Here is a 365-nt window from a genome sequence, read left to right on the forward strand (position 1 = left end):
TCCACCAGACCCTGTCGCCCAGCACGCTGAAACGCCTCTGGGGCTACTTCCCCTCGGTGCGCCAGCCCCATCCCTACACCATCGACATTCTCACCCGCTACGCCGAAAGCCTGAGCCAATGTATGCTCGCCAAGGGCGACGAGTTCCAGTCCGTAGGCGAATACCTCAGCCTCTTTGGCATCTGCGACAAACAGGAAACGCCCGACTTCTATTGGAGCCAGCCCCTGCCCAACCACCTGGGCATCGTCATCTGGAGTCCCGAATATCAGCACCCCGAATGGCACAACCATGGCGACACGTCGCACCTCATGCCCACCATCACTGAATGGTGGACACCCACGGACGCCGACGCCACCTTGGCCGAC

Annotated in this window: 1 protein-coding gene; it reads left to right on the top strand. The window is 61.4% G+C overall.

Annotation, left to right across the window (positions count from 1 at the left end; translation table 11 throughout):
- Positions 1-365: hypothetical protein (locus KM934_RS13025; RefSeq protein WP_215761061.1), on the top strand; the 365-nt coding region annotated here is incomplete at both ends.

Origin of the sequence: Hallella faecis, assembly GCF_018789675.1 — a bacterium.
Classification (GTDB): Bacteria; Bacteroidota; Bacteroidia; order Bacteroidales; family Bacteroidaceae; genus Prevotella; species Prevotella faecis.